This window comes from Vibrio sp. YT-15 (genome assembly GCF_033337445.1).
Taxonomy (GTDB): domain Bacteria; phylum Pseudomonadota; class Gammaproteobacteria; order Enterobacterales; family Vibrionaceae; genus Vibrio; species Vibrio alginolyticus.
This window is the reverse complement of the sequence record NZ_JAWOQR010000004.1, coordinates 340,385-358,311: the sequence shown is the minus strand read 5'-3', so window position 1 is coordinate 358,311 and position 17,927 is coordinate 340,385. Positions and strand designations below refer to the sequence as shown.

At 44.5% G+C, this 17,927-nt stretch carries 21 protein-coding genes; 8 read left to right on the top strand and 13 right to left on the bottom strand.

The window, feature by feature from the left end:
- Positions 1 to 118: 118 nt before the first annotated feature.
- Positions 119 to 1,675: a DUF3612 domain-containing protein gene (locus tag R7D93_RS10800; RefSeq protein ID WP_080773721.1), complete on the bottom strand. Its 1,557-nt coding sequence runs from the start codon at positions 1,673 to 1,675 to the stop codon at positions 119 to 121.
- A gap of 175 nt (positions 1,676 to 1,850) precedes the next feature.
- Between R7D93_RS10800 and R7D93_RS10795 the strand changes: the two genes are divergently transcribed.
- Entirely contained in the window at positions 1,851 to 2,429 is a 579-nt protein-coding gene (locus R7D93_RS10795) for a hypothetical protein (protein WP_170890228.1), read from the top strand.
- Positions 2,430 to 2,519: 90 nt separating this feature from the next.
- Here the strand turns inward: R7D93_RS10795 and R7D93_RS10790 are convergent, their stop codons facing one another.
- Positions 2,520 to 3,533 carry a GGDEF domain-containing protein gene (locus tag R7D93_RS10790; protein ID WP_005374150.1) on the bottom strand — a complete coding sequence of 338 codons (1,014 nt, stop codon included), beginning with the start codon at positions 3,531 to 3,533 and terminating at the stop codon, positions 2,520 to 2,522.
- Between the two features lie 349 nt (positions 3,534 to 3,882).
- Here R7D93_RS10790 and R7D93_RS10785 point away from each other — a divergent pair, with 349 nt between their 5' ends.
- From R7D93_RS10785 to R7D93_RS10775, 3 genes are read left to right on the top strand one after another with little or no spacing between them, the layout of a single operon-like run.
- Positions 3,883 to 5,235 (top strand): DASH family cryptochrome, encoded by a 1,353-nt coding sequence (locus R7D93_RS10785; protein WP_225496526.1) that lies wholly within the window; start codon positions 3,883 to 3,885, stop codon positions 5,233 to 5,235.
- Complete coding sequence (locus R7D93_RS10780) at positions 5,235 to 6,779, top strand: cryptochrome/photolyase family protein (protein ID WP_225496524.1); 1,545 nt, start codon at positions 5,235 to 5,237, stop codon at positions 6,777 to 6,779. The genes R7D93_RS10785 and R7D93_RS10780 overlap by 1 nt, the downstream gene beginning before the upstream one ends.
- Positions 6,779 to 7,486 carry an SDR family oxidoreductase gene (locus R7D93_RS10775; RefSeq protein WP_225496522.1) on the top strand — a complete coding sequence of 236 codons (708 nt, stop codon included), beginning with the start codon at positions 6,779 to 6,781 and terminating at the stop codon, positions 7,484 to 7,486. The genes R7D93_RS10780 and R7D93_RS10775 overlap by 1 nt, the downstream gene beginning before the upstream one ends.
- A 61-nt stretch (positions 7,487 to 7,547) precedes the next feature.
- Here the strand turns inward: R7D93_RS10775 and R7D93_RS10770 are convergent, their stop codons facing one another.
- Together R7D93_RS10770 and msrB are read right to left on the bottom strand one after the other, a co-directional pair.
- Entirely contained in the window at positions 7,548 to 7,694 is a 147-nt protein-coding gene (locus tag R7D93_RS10770) for a DUF2256 domain-containing protein (protein WP_005374142.1), read from the bottom strand.
- 33 nt (positions 7,695 to 7,727) lie between these two features.
- Positions 7,728 to 8,870: a peptide-methionine (R)-S-oxide reductase MsrB gene (gene msrB / locus R7D93_RS10765; RefSeq protein WP_005374134.1), complete on the bottom strand. Its 1,143-nt coding sequence runs from the start codon at positions 8,868 to 8,870 to the stop codon at positions 7,728 to 7,730.
- 202 nt (positions 8,871 to 9,072) lie between these two features.
- Between msrB and R7D93_RS10760 the strand changes: the two genes are divergently transcribed.
- On the top strand, positions 9,073 to 9,471 hold the full coding sequence (locus tag R7D93_RS10760) for an OsmC family protein (RefSeq protein ID WP_206954838.1): 399 nt from the start codon (positions 9,073 to 9,075) through the stop codon (positions 9,469 to 9,471).
- Positions 9,472 to 9,600: 129 nt separating this feature from the next.
- A complete protein-coding gene (locus tag R7D93_RS10755; RefSeq protein ID WP_206954839.1) occupies positions 9,601 to 10,155 on the top strand; it encodes a sugar O-acetyltransferase in 555 nt (184 codons plus the stop codon).
- Positions 10,156 to 10,242: 87 nt separating this feature from the next.
- Here R7D93_RS10755 and R7D93_RS10750 read toward each other — a convergent pair whose 3' ends face one another.
- The 6 genes from R7D93_RS10750 to R7D93_RS10725 form a co-directional block, all read right to left on the bottom strand.
- Positions 10,243 to 10,623, bottom strand: coding sequence for a hypothetical protein (locus R7D93_RS10750; RefSeq protein WP_005374128.1), 381 nt, complete (start codon positions 10,621 to 10,623; stop codon positions 10,243 to 10,245).
- The gene (locus tag R7D93_RS10745) at positions 10,611 to 11,672 is read right to left on the bottom strand and encodes a glycine zipper family protein (protein WP_225496520.1); all 1,062 of its coding nucleotides are present in this window, start codon (positions 11,670 to 11,672) and stop codon (positions 10,611 to 10,613) included. Before R7D93_RS10745 ends, R7D93_RS10750 begins: the two co-directional genes overlap by 13 nt.
- Before the next feature lie 514 nt (positions 11,673 to 12,186).
- Complete coding sequence (locus R7D93_RS10740; protein WP_021035913.1) at positions 12,187 to 12,369, bottom strand: hypothetical protein; 183 nt, start codon at positions 12,367 to 12,369, stop codon at positions 12,187 to 12,189.
- A gap of 164 nt (positions 12,370 to 12,533) precedes the next feature.
- On the bottom strand, positions 12,534 to 13,220 hold the full coding sequence (locus R7D93_RS10735; RefSeq protein WP_005497912.1) for a helix-turn-helix transcriptional regulator: 687 nt from the start codon (positions 13,218 to 13,220) through the stop codon (positions 12,534 to 12,536).
- 47 nt (positions 13,221 to 13,267) lie between these two features.
- Positions 13,268 to 13,582: a hypothetical protein gene (locus tag R7D93_RS10730; protein WP_005497913.1), complete on the bottom strand. Its 315-nt coding sequence runs from the start codon at positions 13,580 to 13,582 to the stop codon at positions 13,268 to 13,270.
- 115 nt (positions 13,583 to 13,697) lie between these two features.
- A complete protein-coding gene (locus R7D93_RS10725) occupies positions 13,698 to 14,621 on the bottom strand; it encodes a LysR family transcriptional regulator (protein WP_140269193.1) in 924 nt (307 codons plus the stop codon).
- Positions 14,622 to 14,759: 138 nt separating this feature from the next.
- Between R7D93_RS10725 and yjjG the strand changes: the two genes are divergently transcribed.
- Positions 14,760 to 15,434 (top strand): pyrimidine 5'-nucleotidase, encoded by a 675-nt coding sequence (gene yjjG / locus R7D93_RS10720; RefSeq protein WP_005374109.1) that lies wholly within the window; start codon positions 14,760 to 14,762, stop codon positions 15,432 to 15,434.
- A gap of 51 nt (positions 15,435 to 15,485) precedes the next feature.
- Entirely contained in the window at positions 15,486 to 16,025 is a 540-nt protein-coding gene (locus R7D93_RS10715) for an NUDIX domain-containing protein (RefSeq protein ID WP_172563700.1), read from the top strand.
- Between the two features lie 79 nt (positions 16,026 to 16,104).
- Here the strand turns inward: R7D93_RS10715 and R7D93_RS10710 are convergent, their stop codons facing one another.
- The 3 genes from R7D93_RS10710 to R7D93_RS10700 form a co-directional block, all read right to left on the bottom strand.
- Positions 16,105 to 16,539, bottom strand: a complete 435-nt coding sequence (locus tag R7D93_RS10710; protein ID WP_005480927.1) for a hypothetical protein — start codon at positions 16,537 to 16,539, stop codon at positions 16,105 to 16,107.
- A 20-nt stretch (positions 16,540 to 16,559) separates the two neighbouring features.
- Complete coding sequence (locus R7D93_RS10705; protein WP_225496519.1) at positions 16,560 to 17,111, bottom strand: YtfJ family protein; 552 nt, start codon at positions 17,109 to 17,111, stop codon at positions 16,560 to 16,562.
- A gap of 79 nt (positions 17,112 to 17,190) precedes the next feature.
- Positions 17,191 to 17,910 (bottom strand): carbonic anhydrase, encoded by a 720-nt coding sequence (locus R7D93_RS10700; protein WP_132936966.1) that lies wholly within the window; start codon positions 17,908 to 17,910, stop codon positions 17,191 to 17,193.
- Positions 17,911 to 17,927 lie beyond the last annotated feature (17 nt).

Below are 17,927 nucleotides of genomic sequence, written 5' to 3'. Positions count from 1 at the left end.
CTTAGAGTGACCCTTATTAAGCCGAGGGTCACCTAGCCAACTGACGTTGTTAGTGAATACAAATTGTTCACAAGTATATACCGCCAATCACGTTTATTGTGATTGGCGTTTTTTCTTTCTAAAGCCCGATGATATTCACGTCGCTGCCCGTCTCATCAGCTTCTCCGCACTTGCTGTAACAACTAGGTTGTCTTGGACAAACCGCCCCTCTGGAGCAGATCAACCTTGCTTGGGTTTGAATCCCGCGCTCTATCCAGTTGATGTTTAATATCTTAGCGATAGTCGTTAAGTCTTTTTTGATGTGGGGAGGAATAACACTACTTCCGCCGGAAGCGACACAAAGGGACTTAAGTTCTTCCGCTATGGAAACGGCATCGCCACCTTGTGCAGAAATAGCAGGGTTAAGATCAATACCGGCACATAGCACGCGATTATTTCCCGCAGGATCAAATACGTTGACCGATTCGCAGCAGTAGATACGTGGCTCGTCACCAACATTTAAAATCGAAATTTGCGCTGAACTTGTATCCAAAGGCTGGGAAAGGCGTCGGAATACGGCCCAGTGCTGGCAAGGGTCGTTCACTTTGCGCATGTTGCCCCAAGGCAATGGAATACCATTTCCGCGATACACGGCTTTTAACTTGCCAGGGCCATAGGCATCAAAATAGTGCCAATGAGGGTAAGGCGAGACCACCGTCATGCGACGCATTGCAACGGAAGGAGAAACGCCGGCCTTTTTGTGAACATCAATCTCGTAACCAGAACGGTCAAGCAACTGACGAAAGGGTACTTTGGGGCAGAGTAGGGCACCGGCAAAGAAGCTGGACTCAAAATCACGCCAAGCTTGCAGGATATCTTGCGAATTGAGCTCAGAGTTCGACACAGGGCTGTCCATTTGCTCCCAATTGTTTTGATGCCCGATAGATAAAACGTTATTCATTGCATCGCTGCTATGGAGCACTCGATGACCAATATATACCGCCAAGTCATACTTCAATCGGGTTGGATAGTCACGCATTCGTTTATTGAGATAAATAGTCCCAGGTGGCTCCATGAAAGACGTAATCAACTGTTTGGCGCTGACGCCCAGTTCATCAATCACATCTTGTGGCGCTCGATCTACCCAGCGGATATCCAATCCCATACTCTTTGCAATGTCTACGAGATCTTCTACAGATAGATTCAGCCGCTTTAAGCCCACTTCTTCCGCTGCCCGTTCTAAGTCTGGGAAATGGTTTTGGTGGTTTTCTTGGTGTGCGCGGATCAGTAAGTGGGCGAATTGACGCCCCGTGATACCTGTTTGGGAGAGCATTTCTGGTATCGCGATTTGAAGAATATCATTGGAAAACAGGAAGCTCGGTTCCAACGCCATGCCACTAATCCCGCCACGATTTCCTTTGTTGGGTGTGATGGCTTCTAATTCGGGTTCATCATCTAAAAACCACGCCGGATCTTTTTGAAAAACTTCCGCGATCACTTCGAGCATATCGATACTCGGTACGCGTTTTCCGCGCTCAATCATCGAAAGGTAAGAAACCGACGGAGCGTACTCTGGATTAATTCTTACACAACGGGCAGATAAATCTTCCATCGTTAAATGGTTGTTTTTTCTTAGGTTACGAATTTTCGTACCAAGAAAATGAGACTGACGAATAAGGCTTTTTGACACAGACATTTTGTAAAATTCACATTGTAAAATTTTTGTTGTGAAATTGTAGTCAATATTTCGCTAGTCTACATAATGAGCAGGCAAGGAAATTAACCATCCACTTCACAGAATTGCCTGAAACTTAAATAAAGGATTTAAGTTTTTACTCTAGGACGAGTTTTTTAAGTGCGAGGATATGACGATGAATATGCTGAACTTCGATAAAAAAGAGATGCAACAACAACAACGCCCATTTATCGCTGAAGCCGTATTTGCCGTCGAAGCGGTAAGTGCTGAGCAGCAGAGTGAGAAACAAGTAAAAGCGAAGCAACTACTAGACCGCATGTTCTCATTGGAGAACGGGTCGCACCAAGATGTATCAAGTTACGTGATTGATTACCGCCATGTTTTGGCTTATTTCAAAGACGGTACACACAGCGGCCTGAAAAGCCCAAAACACTTCGTGGCGTACACTGGTGAAAAGGAAGATCCAAAGTCGATTTTGTTTAAAGATGATTCGGGCAATCATGTAGAAGTGCTGTTTGGCTGTCATAAAGGCACTGGTTGCGTGGAATTAGTGGACATTGACGATATTCAATTGGAAACTCGCACGACGTTTCATCCTGAACTAACTGGCAATGCACCAACCGCGATGCGCCATTGGATAAGTCTAATCAAAGGCGACAAAAAAGGTAAGCCGATGGCATGCAGTGAAGATAAAGAATATACCGCAAAAAATGGTGACGACTACATTCTAAGTTACTGCTACAGCGTCGATTAAGATACTCATGATTGGATATAAAAACCCCGCACTTTACGTCGCGGGGTTTTCTTTTTCATCGTAAAAGTCGTTTTCGCTTAGTCAGTTTATTTAAATTGGCATCACGCGGTTACGACCGAGTTGTTTTGCTTCATAAAGCTGTTTATCGGCTTTATTGATTAAGGCTTCAGGCGTATCACCCGGCTCAAATTCTGCTACCCCAAAAGAAGCGGTAATGCTGTGAACTTGTGTGCCTGAGCGCTTATCTCTGATACGCAGTTTTTCTATCATCCGGCGTAGTGTGTCTGCATATTGGCGAGCAATTCGCAGAGATTTGTTAGGTACAATTAACGCGAATTCTTCACCACCAAAACGGTACGCACATATTCCATCTCGACAGCTTTGTTGTAGCCGGCGGGCAATGGCTTTTAACACTGTATCGCCAAAAAGGTGCCCGTAATTGTCGTTAAATGATTTGAAATGATCGATATCAAGCATGATCAAGGTCATTGCCTGATTTGATGCGATAAGTGAAGAGAGATCTTTGTCAAATGCTCGGCGGTTGTATAGGTTTGACAAACCATCGAACAACGCATCTTGCTGTACTTCAGCCAGTTGATTTTTGAGGCGAGAAATTTCTTCACTCGCGTTAGTCAATTGGCTATTCAAAAACTTTGTTGAGTGACGAATTTCGTGTGACTCTGCGACAAGTTGACGAATCACCACCATCACTTCTTCAATGCTTAGGCTATTGTCCTCAACTTTTTCCAGTTTATTAAAGCTTTTGTCTACCATCTCAGAAAAGGAGGAAGTATCTGAAATCGTATCGCTCATTGAACTGGATACTTCATGTAGCAGAACTTCTACATTGGTTCTAAGATCTTCAAGGCTGGTTTCTGCTTTGCTGGCCACATAGTTGTTGTAAAGCTGTTTATTGGTTGCTGGCGGGCAAATACCGTAGTTTTCTAACACCGTGTCTAACTCAAAGTTGAGTTCTGGAATGGTCTTGTCAACGTAGGTATACCAAAGCGCGTAGTTGGCTGGCGTGGCAGCAACATGGTTTTTGATCATCAGTGGGACCGCTTTTTTTAAATTAGCGGTTGATTTCTTAAACTCGTCGGTCATTTCTGCGATGGTACTAGCAAAATGGGATTGGGCTTAGATTAACGGATATTAACTAATGTCGCTTTAATTTTTATCACTTTTGCATGGTTTATATAGAAAATGAGTGATTAAGATCGTGATCAATACCGTTGGATTCGAATTTTATAAAATATCAGTATGAAACATGTACAGGCATTTGGTGGTATTGCGTGTTTTGAGATATCCAGCAAATGGATTCTGTGTAAACGTTAGTAACCTAATGATCGTCAAACTCTCGTTTTCGTATAAAAGCAAGTAAATCAAAAGGCTTAACGTCAGGGTCTCCGTGAAAAGAACTCGTAGACGAAGAATTAACATCTGAGGGTGCGAATTGAAAAAGAAAATAGGACTTTATTGGTTCACGAACGACTTGCGATTGCACGACAACCCACTGTTGAAAAGCGCCAGTGTAGAAATGGACGAGTTAATTTGCTTGTATTGCTACCCTTCAATGACGCCTTACTTGCATCACTTTGCGCAGGAAGCCTCTTTCGGGCGCGCGAAATTGCAGTTTCTCGACTCATCGCTTAGTGAACTCAATCAATCTTTGAATCACCTTGGTCAGCGATTATGGGCGGTTGAACTAACGCCCGATCAAGCAATCAAGTATGCTGTTAATCGCTTCGGCGTCACACATATATATGCTGACGCCTTTCCCGGTTCGGATGAGCAACAAGCGTTAGATCACGTAGCTGAAGGCGCTTCTCATGTAAAAATAAAACAGCAAGCAATCCGGACCCTGTTAAGGGAAGAACAACTGCCATTTGACTTGAGCAATCTGCCTACCACTTTCACGCAGTTTAGAAAGCAAGTTGAAGGTTTAGACATCTCTCGGCCCCACGAGAGTATCCGTTCGTTACCTCCAATTCCTTTAGGTGTGAATCTTCCTTCCGTTACTGCATATTACTTTGACGCAAAAGCTGCGTTTCATGGTGGAGAAAGCCGCGGGCTTGAACATTGTCGCCAGTATTTTGCTTCCACACTAGCCAGTGAATACAAACAAACACGCAACGGTTTAGATGGCATGGATTACTCCACCAAGTTCTCTCCTTGGTTAGCTCATGGGTGCGTTTCTCCGAAAACTATTTATGCCATGTTGAAACGTTATGAAGCGGAGAATGGTGCAAATGATTCAACCTACTGGATTTACTTCGAACTGCTTTGGCGTGAATACTTTTATTGGTATGCCCGTCGACACAAGCGACAGCTCTTCCGATTCGGTGGCATCCAAAATCGAGCACCACTCACCAGCTTTTACGCGCACCGTTTTCAACAATGGAAGAAAGGTGAAACGCCATTTCCTATCGTCAATGCGTGTATGCACCAACTTAATGAAACGGGTTATATGTCGAATCGTGGCAGACAGTTAGTTGCCAGTTGTTTGGTGCATGAGCTTGGCCTCGATTGGCGTTATGGCGCGGCGTACTTTGAGTCACAACTGGTCGATTACGATGTGGCATCAAACTGGGGAAATTGGCAATACTTAGCAGGCGTTGGTGCTGATCCGCGTGGTTCACGACAATTCAACCTCGAAAAGCAAACCGAAATGTACGACCCGCACATGGAGTTCATCGATAGGTGGCAAGGTCGTTGTCCTGGCGCGCATTTGGATAGTGTAGACATGGTCGATTGGCCGATTGTGATGGGCAGCAGTGACAAAGCTTCGTCATCGGAGAAACCGTAATGCAATTTGAAACCGTACGATTGATCTTGGGCGATCAACTTAACAGTGAGCACTCTTGGTTTCAGCAACCGGATGAGCAAGTGCTGTACCTGATTGCGGAGCTCAAGCAAGAGAATACTTACGTCACGCATCATATTCAGAAAGTGTGTGCGTTCTTTTCCGCAATGGAACAGTTTGCGAAAGAGCGTCAGAGTGAAGGTCACCAAGTTCTGCACCTCACGTTGGATGACACACAATCCTTCGACGATCTTGAGCAAGTCTTGCAACACTACGCGAGTGAAGTTGGTGCAAGTAAGTTTGAATATCAACGCCCGGATGAATACCGTCTTCTGGAGCAGTTAGCCAAACTAAAGCTTGATGGGGTCGTGACGCGTTGTGTCGACTCGGAACATTTTTTGTTGCCGTTTGAGGAAATAGAATCGCAGTTTCCTCAAGGCAAACACATCATGATGGAGCACTTTTACCGCCGTATGCGCAAGCGCTTCGACATCTTGATGCAAGACGGAAAGCCCGTCGGCGGAAAATGGAATTACGATGCCAATAATCGTAACAAGCTCAAAGCCAAAGACATTGAACAACTTCCACAACCTTTGATGTTCAGTACCGACGTAAGCGACATTATTGAGCGATTGGCAAAACATGACATCAAAACTATCGGAAATCTCGAAGGAGACTTGTTGTGGCCGATCAATCGCGCGCAAAGCCTCTCTTTACTCGCGCATTTCTGCCAAGTCTGTTTGCCGTTATTCGGACGTTTTCAAGATGCCATGACAGGTCAGCACGATGCTAAGTGGAGCCTGTATCACAGCCGAATTTCATTCTCGCTCAACAGCAAATTGCTGCACCCGAGAGAAGTCATTGATGCTTCACTCAAGGCATTTCACTCCAACGCAGATATCGACATTTCTCAAGTTGAAGGGTTTATTCGCCAAATATTAGGATGGCGAGAGTACATTCGAGGCGTCTATTGGGCGAACATGCCTCATTACCCGAAAAAGAACGAGCTGGGCGCAGAAAGAAAGCTGCCAAACTTCTTTTGGAGTGGCGAAACCAAAATGGCCTGTATGCGCAATGCGATTGAGCAGTCCCTCGATTATGCCTACGCACACCACATCCAACGTTTGATGGTCACTGGTAACTTTTGCTTGCTAACCGAGATCGACCCAGATCAAGTGGATGAGTGGTATCTCGGTATCTATGTTGATGCGATTGAATGGGTCGAAATGCCGAACACACGTGGCATGGCATTGTTTGCGGATGGCGGCATTGTTGGCACCAAACCTTACGCGGCGAGTGGTTCTTACATCAACAAAATGAGCGACTACTGTAAAGGTTGCCATTACGACAATAAGGCGAGGAGCGGAGAAGGCTCGTGTCCGTTTAACAGCCTTTATTGGCGCTTTATGAACAAGCACGACAAGCGCCTCGCAGCCAATCCACGAATCGGGATGATTTTCCGCTCTTGGGACAACATGGAAGAACAGCAACGCCAAGCGATTCTTGATACCGCAGAGCACTACATAGAAAACGTGGAGAACTTGTGATGGAAATACTCATCGTCGGTGGCAATGGTGGAATTGGTTTGGCAGTGGTGAGAGAAGCCGCAGCTCGGTTCCCTCAAGCGCGCGTGCATGCCACTTATCGTAAGCAGCAACCAGATTGGCAACACCCAAATGTCGTTTGGCATCAAGTGGATGTATCGCAAGACGAGCAGATAAAAGCGTTCAGTGAGCAGATTGAACACGTCGATTGGTTGGTGAACTGTGTTGGTATGTTGCACACCCAAGAGAAAGGCCCTGAAAAGAATCTTAATTCGCTCGACGCAGACTTCTTTCAGCAAACCATCACGGTTAATACTTTGCCAAGTTTGCTGTTGGCGAAATACTTCACGCCCAAGCTAAAGCGCAGTACTGCACCCAAGTTTGCGACCATTTCGGCCAAAGTTGGCAGCATTAGCGATAATCAGTTAGGTGGTTGGTACAGCTATCGAGCATCGAAAGCCGCATTAAACATGTCCCTAAAAACCATGTCGATCGAATGGCAAAGAGTGGTCAAACATGGCACGGTGCTTTCACTTCACCCTGGCACCACAGATACCGCTTTGTCGGCACCTTTTCAAACCAATGTCCCAGAGGGAAAGTTGTTTACGCCAGAGCGAGTTGCTAAGGATTTATTAGGCTTGATAGAAAAAGCAACCCCGCAAGATAGCGGGGCGTTTTGGGCTTATGATGGGACGTTATTACCTTGGTAAGAGAACGCGTACAAACGTTAATACAAATGAAATAACATACTCCAGAGAGGGTCGGAGTGACCTACGTTTTCGTTGATTTATTTCTTCGGCAACGCTCAGAACAATAAACGATTTCCTCCCAATTTCGCGCCCACTTCTTTCTCCAAGAAAATGGGCGCTGACAGACCGGACAGACTTTCATGGGAAGGTTGGATTTAAAACCTTTCATCGCTCTGAATGTTCACTCCTAATTTGGTTAAAACTACTTATCAAATAGGTACAGGTAGTCGCCGTAGCCTAAACTCGCCATCTTGTTCACAGGTACAAATTTCATCGCAGCAGAGTTCATGCAATAGCGTAATCCCGTCGGCTTCGGACCATCTTTAAACACATGACCTAGGTGTGAATCACCAAACTTACTGCGGATCTCCGTTCTAGGGTAGAGTAGTTTATAATCGGTTTTCTCCACGATGTAGCCCGGGTTAATTGGTCGAGTAAAGCTTGGCCAACCTGTGCCAGATTTGTATTTATCAGTAGAAGAAAATAGCGGTTCACCGGTCACAATATCAACATAAATTCCCGCTTCTTTGTTGTCCCAGTATTCATTATCAAACGGACGCTCCGTGCCTTCTTCTTGCGTCACGTAATACTGTAGCTCTGTTAAGTTTGATTTGATTTCAGACTGAGCAGGTTTACTGTACGCTTTCACTTTCGAAAGCAGCTTTTTTTCTTCAATCAACTGTCGAAGTGTTTTAGGGCTTTCTTTTCGATCTTCACCAAACACTTCGTCGAGGTATTTATCGCGACCTGATGCGTAGCGGTAGTATTTGTACTTTAGGCTACTCTTCTTGTAGTAATCCTGATGGTACGACTCCGCAGGGTAAAACTTTTCAAACTCGATCAACTCTGTTTTCAACGGCTTTGGATAGATCATCGCCTTGTCGATTTCCATCATAAACTGCTTAGCAATCTGTTTTTGCTCCGCATTATGGTAGAAGATCGCTGGACGGTATTGAGGACCACGGTCAACAAATGAACCTTTATCGTCGGTAGGGTCGATATGACGGAAGAAGTAGTCCAGCACTTGCTCGTAGTTCACGACAGCAGGATCGTACTTCACCTCAATCACTTCAATATGACCAGATTTACCAGAAGAGACTTGGCGGTAAGTCGGGTTTTCAATATGACCACCTGAATAACCTGATACAACATCGATTACGCCGGGCAGTTGCTCTAAATCCGATTCTGTACACCAGAAACAACCGCCAGCTAGCGTTGCGATTCTTGTATTCTCTGAAGCCTTCAGCTTATCCATCGTATCGGCGGTACCTGTTTTACTCAATAGTAGAAACAAGACTGGAAGTGCGAAGGAGAAACCGGCCAATAACTTAGACATATTCTTCATAGCTACCTCATCGTTATTTTTGTAGAAAGTGTTACTTAAATAAAAAGTGTTACGTATAGAGAAAGGTAACCGAGCGAAAAAATTACAGTAATGTTGAAAATTCCGTTGCCCTTTTATGCGATAGAGCTAAAGTATCGACAAGAAACACACCGCTAGTAAGGGCAACGATGCCTTGAATAAGCGATGCTAAATGAGGTAAATCATGCAAGCTGAAGTTAAATGGATAGAAGATTTTAAATTCCTTGGGCAATCTCAGTCGGGCCACTCCGTAGTGATGGATGGCAATGGTGGTGCAACCGCACCAAGCCCAATGGAAATGGTACTAATGGCTGCTGGTGGCTGTAGCTCTGTCGATGTTGTTGATGGTTTGAAAACAGCAAGCCAAAAGGTTTCGTCAGTTAGTGCCAAGCTAACCACAGAGCGTCGTGAAACCGCACCGCGTATCTTTACGCAAGTGAATATCCACTTTGAAGTGTCAGGTGACGAGCTTGACCCAGAAGTCGTAGCAAAAGTGGCGGCTGACTCGCTAGAAAAATACTGCTCGGTTTGCTTAATGCTAGGCGAAGGTGTTGAGATGACCCACAGTTGGGAAATTGTGTAAGTTGACAGACTCCACAAAATATAAAAACAGGAAAGAGAAAAGTCCGGGCTTTTCTCTTTTTTTATTTCGCAGTTCACGTACCTTGTGAAGAATCTGAAAGCAGTAATTGCAGGTTGTAGGAGTCTTCCAGTGACAGAACTAGAAAAAATGATGTCTGGCCAGGTCTTTGATGGCATGAACAAAGAAATTGACGCCATTAGAAGCCATGCTCTTCAAGCACTTAGAGCACTTAATAATAACACCGACGAAAGTCAGCGCGACGAATTGCAAAAGCAGCTATTTGGCAAGGTAGGCCGTTGTATTGTCCAGTCCCCTTTTCATTGTGAATTTGGTAAGACCATCGAAATAGGTGAAGAAACCTTTATCAACATGAACGTGGTCATGCTCGATGGTGCCAAAATTACCATCGGGAACCACGTGCTCATTGGACCGAGCGTGCAATTCTATACCGCTTCTCATTCTGTGGATTACCGAAGTCGCCGACGTTGGGAAACGTTTTGTAAACCTATCACGATTGAAGATGATGTGTGGATTGGCGGAAATTCCGTCATCAACCAAGGTGTAACAGTTGGCGCTCGCTCGGTGATTGCGGCGAACTCGGTCGTTAACCATGATGTGCCGCCAGATTGTCTATACGGAGGCACGCCAGCTAAGTTGATTCGCCGTCTCAACGAAGAAGAGTAGAGGTTAGTATGCAATAACTCTAGCGATTAGAGAGTTCAGACTGAGCTCTCTTCGTCGAGTACATCGTTATATTTTAATGTTAATTCCTCACTCAATTGCTAAAAGAACGGCACCAATTGATAAAGTCAGGGCAACGACAACAGAGTTAACAATGATAATACCCAGTAATAGAATCGACAAATAACGATACCATTTTGGTACTTCTCTAGAAATATTAGGTAATTTTCGCTTTTCACCTGAGCTAGGTTGAACGATTAAACGAACAAACATCAATGTTCGGAAAAATGCGTAAGGCCACCCTGTGAATAAAGAAAGCTCAAATTCATTAAAATATGGTTTTTTAAAATAGTTCCCAACAATCTCCTTCGGCATCAGAAAGTGCATGACACCGATAAAAATGGTTTGTAAGAAAATAATAATCACACCAGTCATTAAAGTGTAAAAAAGAAATGTGATTACTTGCTGCATATAGACTCTATTCCAGTACTAGCGACTAAGTTTGGCTTGCTTTCAATTGAATTATAAAAGCTTTTTGCCACTTTACCGGATGCATAACCTACAGCCGTTGAACCGGCAGCGAGTACAATGGCAGTCCCCCAGCCAATAGGGTTTGATACTAAAAATAGACCGACTAACGCGCTGGTACCCATTCCTACAGCTGTGCTAGTTATTGACTCAACAAAAATTTCATTCTTCTCATGTTGGTCTTGTGTATTCGCAATCTGAATGCAGGAAGCCGTCAGACCAACACCGACTAAAACATGTCCGCCCACTTTAGATGCTTGAGCTATTTTATTCAGTTTTTCGGCTTGTTTAACTATATGAGCATTCGCAGGTAACCCTCCACTTCGAGCTATGCGAATAGACTGGTGAGTCGTTTTGTTGCCAAATAACAGTTTTTCCATAGGGCCAACATTTTTCTTTAGTAGGTCTAAATGTTTTTTACGTCGACCATCATATTGTCCTTTACTTATTACTCCGTTTTTATAGTTTGCGTAAAGGTCGTTGATGTTCTCAATGAGCTTAATATTTCCTTTACTCATCAAGTTCCCTGTAGCACCCATCAAGGTACCTCCTGGAATAGTAATCATATTGGCGTTGTTTTCTAACCATGCCAACGCCCAAAACATGTCAGCATGTTGCGGTGGAACTTGATTTGAGATTGATTTTGGAGGTTGATTGTAGCTGAGAAGATTGGGAGGCAAAACTTTATAGGGAGGAGAGCTGGGCATTTGAGGTTTAGACGCTGGGTAGGTCCCTAGCTTCGCGATACTTTTAGGAGGTAACGCATTGTTACTTTGAGTTTTAAGTTGAGAGCTTGATTTGGGTAGAGCTGATAACCAAATGATATCGCCAGCTCTAATGCGGTTAGGATCTGAAATATGCTTGTTTAATGTCATTATATGAGTCAGTACCATCTGATAGTCCTTGCTACCATATGGAGCACCATACATGTTTAATATAATTGATGATAAGTTATCATGAGTTTTTATTTTATACTCAAATAATCCCGACACAGAGCACCTCTAGCTAATAATTTGTTTGTGCAGATACTAACAAAAAACTATATTTAAAAAGGTTTATTTTTTGCATTCTAGACTTTCATTTTAAAAAGTTACAAATTAGCTGATGTATTTATTATTTGCATGAAATTGTTAATGTGATTTTTTACATTTAAAGTGTGATATTAAACTTGGTTGGATAAGTGAAGGTCATAGATGATTTGCTAGTGATAAAAAACCTGCGATAAAAAATACAAGTGCTAACATTGTAGAGTTTATGATAATTACCCATATTATTATGAAGGATAATAGGCGGTACCACCTAGGCCCCTCTTGGGATACATCAGGTAACTTTCGCTTTTCACCTGAGCTAGGTTGAACGATTAAACGAACAAACATCAATGTTCGGAAAAATGCTTAAGGCCAACCTCCAAATATAGTTGGTCGTGTATAAAATGGATAACGTGTAATGGCGAGATGTAAGCCTTGCACAACTAACAAAGGTTGGTTAAACAAGGCTAATAGTCGGTTATGGATGAATAACGATTTGTTGCTCCTCTGTCATCACAAGTGTCGCTTTGCTTTGTTCGATAAGTTGGGCAGCATAAGAAGGGGTAACTGCCTGCATATCACCTTTAGATCGAAGAGTTAAAGACTCCCACGCTTGATCTCGATATTTCCCTGCTTGGGTGTATTGAATCAGTACTTTCATAGCTTCACGCTCCGGTGTGGTTGACGTGCTACTTAAGTTAACGATCTTAGGTTGGTTGCGCATCTGTTAAAAATGAAACATTAGTTTAACTAAATGTGCCTTTCCAAATATCTCGCATTGAGCAGAGCAATTTAGAATCCTTGTGATGGAAGGATGAAGAACACTCAATCTTTCGATTCATACTGCGCAATATAATGTTTGAGAGATTTGGTTTCCGCACTCTGAAACTCTTCATCATGCATACGCAGTGCTTGGATACGGTCGAGGCGGAACTGGCGGTAGTCATCGCGCAATTCGCACCAGGCGACCAGCGTCCAGACTTTGCCCCAAAAGAACTGGCCTAATGGTTGGATTTTTCTTTCGGTCACTTGTCCGCTTTCATCTTGGTAATCCAAACTGACCTTAAACTGATGATCAATCGCGTGGCGCAGAAGCTGCCCTCGTTTGGCAGTCTCGGATTGGGTGTGATAATCGGGCACAATCAGCGGACAATCTTCCACTTGTTGTTTGAGCTTATCGGGCAATACCGAAAGTATTTTGGTGGACGCAGAGTGAGACGCTTCGGCAAGTTCGGCATCCGACCAGGCTCGAACCATCCGCATACCCAGTTCAAGCGCCATCATCTCTTTTTCTGAGAACATCAAAGGCGGCAGATGAGAGCCAGCTTGCAACAGGTAGCCGACACCTGCTTCACCTTGAATCGGAACACCAGAACTGAGCAACGACTGAATATCGCGATAAATCGTACGTTCGCTAACTTCCATTCTTTCTGCGAGCTCTTTCGCTGTCACGGCGTAACGCTTTGCGCGCAGAAGCGTCAGTAGCTCAAACAGTCGTTCTGATTTGCTCATGATGTTCCTTATCTAGACCTACTGGTTGTTAGTGGTAGTGTGGCTGATTACTTCTCTAGCTCACTGCACATTTTTAAGTTGTGATGTTTAAGCTCGAAGCTTTCGCAGTCAATCATTGATAACAGAGGCTGAAATTCAACGGCTTGCTTAATCTGTTTTCCCGCCTGTTTCGCATCGTCCATTGAACGCCAGTAAATGATGTCTGTCCACACATCGTCCGTCGCTTCGTGACTGAGTGAGCGATACAAAAAGCCCGGCAGATTCTTCACAAACGTTTGTGACTGTTTGGCAGCAGCGATCACGTCTTGCTCTGTTGTGCCTGCGGTTAGACGAAATTGCACAGTTTCGATAACGGTTTCCATATTGTGATTCCTTATTGGTTTTGGCGGATTGCCTGTTGAGTTCCAAATAAGGTTACGCGGATGGAATGTCAGAACATGTCAGTAGTGAAATCTCACTCACTTATCATCAATATTGTTATTTTTCTGGGCTGTTGTAACGATCCCAGTAAGGTAAATCTGTGCCGAGTTTTTCGCTGATAAAATCGATAAAGGCTCTTACTTTCAACGGCATGTGCTTGCGCTCAGGAAAAACCGCATAAATGGCGTGTTCTGGTAGAGAATACTCTTCCATCACCGGTTTTAGATTTCCTGCAGCAAAGTCTCTTCCTGCAATAAACGTCGGCAGTTGAGCAATGCCCGAACCTCTTAACAGCAACTGGCGAATGGCTTCGCTGTTATTGACGATAAAGTTTCCTTTTGGAAGCACTTTGTATTCGCTGTCATTGTTGATGAACATCCATTCGACGCCGCCACGGAAATAGGAGTAGCGCAGGCAGTTGTGACTGACTAAATCACTTGGTTTTTGTGGTGTTCCAAACTCCGCTAAGTAATCTGGCGAGGCACAAAGCACACTTTTACAAGGGGCGAGACGTTTTGCGATTAGATTGGAAGAGGTGAGTTCACCAATACGGATCCCCAAATCAAAACCGTCTTTAACCAAATCGACCATTTTGTCTTCGAGGTTTAAATTCACTTCAATTTTCGGGTAACGAGCGAGAAACTCGCTGATCAAAGGCGCGATATGCAGCACACCGAAAGACATCGGCACGGTAATTTTGAGCCGACCTTGTGGAGAGCCTTGCAGTTCCGATACCGCGTCCACGCCTTGCTGGGCCAGATTGAGCGCTTGAGAAGCGTACTCAAAATAGCGTTCTCCCGCTTCGGTCAGGCTCAGCTTACGCGTGGTTCGGTTAAGGAGACGAATGCCCAAATCGTCTTCTAGTTGGTTGATGCGTTTGCTGATCGCCGATTTCGTCAGATTCAGCTGTTTGGCCGCAAGGGAAAAGCTGCCGCATTCGACAACAGCAACAAAAACGGGCAGGGAGGCAATCGCGTTCACATCAATCTCCTATTATCGTGAAGCATTTATTGTTGAGCACAAGGATACAATTAATTTCCAATTATAGAGATTATCTTCAAGAAGAAAACAATCTAGACTATGCACCAGTATTACGACCTTGATTTTGGGAAGAAGAAAATGAAGTACGATTGGATCCTGTTTGACGCTGACGAAACCTTATTCCACTTTGATGCTTTCAAAGGTTTGCAGCTTATGTTTTCTCGCAAAGGCGTAGATTTTACTGAACAAGATTTTGCTCATTACCAAACCGTAAACAAACCGCTTTGGGTGGATTACCAAGACGGCAAAGTAACGGCAGATGAGCTAAAACATAAGCGTTTTACCGAGTGGGCTGAGAAGTTGAATACTACAACAGCAGATCTCAACAGCGCATTTTTAGAAGCGATGGCCGATATTTGCAGCTTGTTGCCAGGTGCAAAAGAGCTGATGGAAGCGCTGCAAGGCAAAGCTAAAATGGGCATCATCACCAACGGTTTTACAGAGTTGCAAGCAATTCGCCTTGAGCGCACAGGGATGACTGAGTACTTCGATAAAGTGGTGATCTCTGAACAAGTGGGCGTAGCAAAACCGGACTTAGGTATTTTTGAATACGCGATGCAGCAAATGGGCAACCCATGCAAAACGCGCGTACTGATGGTGGGTGACAACCTGCATTCCGATATTCTGGGTGGTAATAATTTTGGTATTGAAACTTGCTGGTTAAATACCACAGGCGCAAGCGTCGATGAGCGTATCGCACCAAATTACACCGTTGAGTCTTTGAGTGAACTAAAGAACATTTTGGTGGCGTAACCGAATCGGGTATTATTCCGCAGTAACCCTCAGAAAAATCAAGGAATAACCATGTCAGACATCAAACAGTTAGACAGCAAAGTCGTTTACCAGAATAAGTGGATGACGGTGCGTGAGGACAAAATTTTACGTCCGAGCGGCGCAGAGGGCATCTATGGTGTGGTCGACAAACCTGATTGTGCTGCGATTCTGGCTATCGATAACGGGATGATTCACTTGGTTCAGCAGTACCGTTACACCGTAGGTCAACGTTGTTGGGAGATCCCACAAGGGGCGTGGGAATCAAACCCAAATGCGGATCATCTTGAGCTTGCCAAAGGCGAGCTGCGTGAAGAAACGGGCATGCAGGCGAGCGCCATGGCGTATGTCGGCGCGCAGTTTATCGCATACGGCTTTTTGAATCAGACATGTCACGTCTATTTCGCCACTGATTTAACGGACGTGGGCAATCAACTCGACAGTGAAGAAGAGGATTTGATCGCTCGTGCTTTTTCGGTTGAGGAGTTCGAACAGATGATGATCGACGGTACGATCAAAGATTGTGTCACCATCGCTGCTTATGGTTTGGCGAAGCTGAAGAAATTCATTTAGTTATTCATTACGATTTTTTAATGAAAACAGCGGCCTAGTGCCGCTGTTTTTAGTTTGGGTGAGCTCGTTGAGCCATCGCTTACTCGTCGATTTTCTTACCTAAGATTTCCACTTGCGCTTTTTTTGTCACCCCCGCGACTTGCAGCGCAGTGCTGCCAACCGATTCATAGTTCAACTCGATTTTGTCTAACTTCGCGTTATCTTTTGTTGGTAGGCTTAAGCTTCTTGATGACATGCCTTTAGTCAGAACCCCTAAACTGTCGAACGTCTTTTCCTGACCATCTTTCATGATTACTTTAACGCTTTTCAGATCGACCGTACCTTGCGTACATTTGATTTTTATGTGGCTGAAACGAGCGTTAGCAAATGGTGACAGTGGATTGACTGTGTCGGTTTCCGATTTAAAACTGACGGTCTTATCTGCAATCTTATCCCAATCGTTGTCTCCTGCAACCGATTGGAAAGAGGCTACAGCCGCTAAAAGACAGAGTGCGATGGTGTTGAACAGTTTCATAGCTTTTCCTTATCTTAGGTTTAGATATTCTGTTTAATCAGTTCGATGACGTGTGTGACTTCGTCTTGAGTTAAAGCCCCTTCTTTCACGAATAAAATTTCGCCTTGTTTATTTTGTACGATAATCGCAGAACTTTCTTGCTGTAGATCCCAAGTTGTTGCTAATACGCCATTTTTGTCTAACACCATGGAAGACCAAGAGAATGTCTTTTTGCTGTCCTCTGCCGACGATTTTACAAATTTACCGGTCCCCCAAATGGCGTCTTCTTGGTTGATCACGGTTGTGGTCTGATATTGACCTTCAGGAAAGTGAGCGGCAGTGATTGCTGACATCAGCGGCGCGTTCATCTCTTTGGCTTTACTACGACCTGCAATGGCTTGTATCACACGGACTTTGCCTAACATCTGCTGAGTTGCCCAAGGTTGATAAGCCACATCGTCTCCTTGCAGCGTCATTTCGCCATAGGTATCAATGCTGACGGAAGGGGTGGTTTGACCGACAGAAAGGTTATGAGAGAAGGCGAATGTCGGGGCGAGTGCGAGTAAGAGTGACAGAACAGATGGAGTTTTCATTGGGGGTTCCTGTAACGAAGTGAGGTTAGAGCGAATCAAAATAAGGGGCAAATACGATGCCCCTTATCGGATGTGGCGTTTAGTTAGAAAGTACAACGCGCGCATTTAGCGGTTGCAGCGGACGATTGTTTTGTCCCATGACTTCCATCAGTTTCTCGGCTTGATCTTTGGATAAGGTTTGAGTGTCTTTAAGCACAAACCAGCGCACACCTTCTGAACATGGTGGTGTGGTTAAAGAGCCGTTAAATCGATAGTAGTTTGCAGTTTTTGGCAGTAAGTCGTTAATCTCAAACGTATCTTTAAAGAACGTGGTTTGATTCTCTTGTGGGATTGCGTTGATCAGTTTAGACAGCCCTGCGTTTTGATCGCCAGCATCAAACATCACCGAAATTACCGCCAACTCGCCGTCTGCGTTGGCGTGTACAAAGTGCGCTTCAAGTGGATATTGGCGGCCTTTGATTTGGTTTTCTGAAGGTGTGTGGAAATGGAACTGTTGCAGCTCGAACGTCTCGCCATCGATGGTGAAGCTATTACGTCCATTCACTTGCGCTTGCAGCGTATGACCATTGTTGGTTAAACCAATGACCTGACCAGTGTACGAAAGGTTCAGTGCTTCCAGTTTTGCATCGGCTGGGTTGTCGATGTTGATTGGGCTTTGGTTTTTCGTGGTTGCGCAGTCTTTGGCGATTTCTCCCCAGTGTTCTGGCCCGTGTTTGTCATTGCCATAGCCCCATTCCGAAGCCTGAGCCGCGCTTAGAGTGAGAAGTGAGAGTGAAAAAGCAAGTAGTGTTTTGTTCATAATAATGTCTCTGTTCG

Coding starts and splice junctions, on each gene's coding strand:
- R7D93_RS10800 (WP_080773721.1), bottom strand. CDS start 1,675: ATGTCTGTGTCAAAAAGCCTTATTCGTCAGTCTCATTTTCTTGGTACG.
- R7D93_RS10795 (WP_170890228.1), top strand. CDS start 1,851: ATGAATATGCTGAACTTCGATAAAAAAGAGATGCAACAACAACAACGC.
- R7D93_RS10790 (WP_005374150.1), bottom strand. CDS start 3,533: ATGACCGACGAGTTTAAGAAATCAACCGCTAATTTAAAAAAAGCGGTC.
- R7D93_RS10780 (WP_225496524.1), top strand. CDS start 5,235: ATGCAATTTGAAACCGTACGATTGATCTTGGGCGATCAACTTAACAGT.
- R7D93_RS10775 (WP_225496522.1), top strand. CDS start 6,779: ATGGAAATACTCATCGTCGGTGGCAATGGTGGAATTGGTTTGGCAGTG.
- R7D93_RS10770 (WP_005374142.1), bottom strand. CDS start 7,694: ATGAAAGGTTTTAAATCCAACCTTCCCATGAAAGTCTGTCCGGTCTGT.
- msrB (WP_005374134.1), bottom strand. CDS start 8,870: ATGAAGAATATGTCTAAGTTATTGGCCGGTTTCTCCTTCGCACTTCCA.
- R7D93_RS10760 (WP_206954838.1), top strand. CDS start 9,073: ATGCAAGCTGAAGTTAAATGGATAGAAGATTTTAAATTCCTTGGGCAA.
- R7D93_RS10750 (WP_005374128.1), bottom strand. CDS start 10,623: ATGCAGCAAGTAATCACATTTCTTTTTTACACTTTAATGACTGGTGTG.
- R7D93_RS10740 (WP_021035913.1), bottom strand. CDS start 12,369: ATGAAAGTACTGATTCAATACACCCAAGCAGGGAAATATCGAGATCAA.
- R7D93_RS10735 (WP_005497912.1), bottom strand. CDS start 13,220: ATGAGCAAATCAGAACGACTGTTTGAGCTACTGACGCTTCTGCGCGCA.
- R7D93_RS10730 (WP_005497913.1), bottom strand. CDS start 13,582: ATGGAAACCGTTATCGAAACTGTGCAATTTCGTCTAACCGCAGGCACA.
- yjjG (WP_005374109.1), top strand. CDS start 14,760: ATGAAGTACGATTGGATCCTGTTTGACGCTGACGAAACCTTATTCCAC.
- R7D93_RS10715 (WP_172563700.1), top strand. CDS start 15,486: ATGTCAGACATCAAACAGTTAGACAGCAAAGTCGTTTACCAGAATAAG.
- R7D93_RS10710 (WP_005480927.1), bottom strand. CDS start 16,539: ATGAAACTGTTCAACACCATCGCACTCTGTCTTTTAGCGGCTGTAGCC.
- R7D93_RS10705 (WP_225496519.1), bottom strand. CDS start 17,111: ATGAAAACTCCATCTGTTCTGTCACTCTTACTCGCACTCGCCCCGACA.
- R7D93_RS10700 (WP_132936966.1), bottom strand. CDS start 17,910: ATGAACAAAACACTACTTGCTTTTTCACTCTCACTTCTCACTCTAAGC.